The 2,062-nt window shown below is 47.7% G+C and carries 1 protein-coding gene; it reads right to left on the minus strand.

The genetic code is table 11. The features are described from left to right. Positions 1–2,062: amino acid adenylation domain-containing protein (locus MHN32_RS23515; RefSeq protein WP_239422979.1), on the minus strand; the 2,062-nt coding region annotated here is incomplete at both ends.

Raw genomic sequence — 2,062 nt, forward strand, 5'->3', positions numbered from 1 at the left:
TCAGCACCGCTTCCGTTGCACTTTGCCTGACCAAACTCGCTCTAAATAGTTGCCCTGCTGTTAGGTCAAAACCTCGCTGTCCTTCTTCTGCTTGTAGTGCCTGTATCTTATGCTGCTGTGTTGCAGGCGCTAGTGATGTTAAATCGTAATGCTGTAAGACAAACCTGACCTCACTTTCCACGACTTGCCTAGGCTCACCTTCATGGCTTATAAAACGGCTTCGCAATATATCATGCCGTGCAATAATGCCTTGTAATGCCTGCTCTATATAGTCAGCTGCTATTACTCCTCGCAGCTGTAATGTTGAACTCATCACATAATGCGCACTGCCAGGTTGCATCTGTTCAATAAACCACAAACGCTGTTGTGCATATGACAAAGCCGCCGGCTCTGAACTGCTTCGTTTTGTGATCAATGTTTGTTGTGAGTGTTCCGCTGCATCTATTGTTGCCGCTAGGCTAACTAAGTCGCCTAAACCTAGCTCTACTGCAAACGTTGAGCGGATCTCAGCTTGTAGCTTTACACTTAATAAGGAATGCCCACCTAGCGCAAAAAAGTGTTGCTCTAGACCGATATCCCCCGCTTCTATCCCCAACAATTCAGCACATATTTGTACCAATCGTCGCTCTGTTTGACTTGTCGCAGTTATTCGTTTCGTTGCTTGCTGATGTGGACTAGGTAGCGCACTGCGGTCCACTTTACCGTTTGGCGTCAATGGTAAACGCGGTAATGTCACGACCTGTTTTGGTACCATGTATTCCGGTAAGACAGTCGCCAATTGCTGCTGTATGTCACCATGACTGTCGTCTTTGTCACTGACAATATAGGCAACTAAACGGCTCTGCTCCTCTTCGCCCACTACCAGCACCACCGCTTCTCTAACACTTGGTAGCGCTAATAATTGCTGCTCTATTTCCCCTAATTCAATGCGGTGACCACGCACTTTAACCTGGTGATCGGCCCGACCAATCACTTCAAACTCACCTGACACCGTCAATCTGGCCAAGTCTCCCGTCCGATATAATGGTCGTGCTGTGCCGTCTGGGGCAATTCCTGTAATAAAGCGAGTCGCAGTTAACGCCTCTTGGCCGAGATAACCTAAGCTGACTCCCTCTCCACCTATATATAATTCTCCAGTACAGCCATGCGGTTGTAGTTGATAACTATCACTCAGCACATAAAGTTGAGTGTTTGCAATTGCCCGACCAACTGTCACTTGCTCGGAAGTTACTTTACTGGCTGCTGACCAAACTGTCGTTTCCGTCGGCCCATATAAGTTCCATAAAACCTCACCTTGCGCCTGCAATGCTTTACTGAGGTGATTATCAAGTGCTTCTCCGCCACATAAAATTGTTAAACCTGATATGGGCTGCCAGCGCCCTTCCGCCAGTAACATTTTCCAGCTTGCGGGGGTTGCCTGCATCATATTGATATCACCTCGGTGTAAGCGTGAAATCAACGCTCCCGGGTCCCGCCGCATCGCATTATCCGCTAAGTGTACCGTCCCCCCAACTAACAAAGGTAGAAACAACTCTAGTACATGAATATCAAAGCTAATGGGAGTCACCGCAAGTAACTTAGTATCTGAACTCGCACTCAATAACTCTGCCATTGCCGTTAAAAAATTCACGACATTATGATGGCTTACCATCACTCCTTTAGGTTGGCCTGTGGAGCCTGACGTATAAATAACATAAGCGCATGCTCCACTTTCAAGACGCTCCGCTTCCCACTCTAACGACCCTGCACAGCTAAGTAGCTGTTCAACATCATAATAAGGCACTGTGCTTGGCAGTTGTTCACAGACCGAAGGCTCACTAATTACAAGGCATGCTCCGCTATCGTTAATCATGTGCGTTAAGCGTGCACTCGGATACTCTGGGTCTAATGGAACATAGGCTGCGCCAACTTGCCACACCCCAAGTAAAGTGGGCAATAACATGATGGTGCGTGGTAAACAAACCCCCACCCGTTGACCTCGTTTCACACCAACCTGCCGAAGCCCTTGTGCAATATGTTTCGCATGTTCAAACAATTGCTTATAGTCAAGCTGTTGCTCAAG

Source organism: Pseudoalteromonas sp. Of11M-6 (assembly GCF_022347905.1).
GTDB lineage: Bacteria > Pseudomonadota > Gammaproteobacteria > Enterobacterales > Alteromonadaceae > Pseudoalteromonas.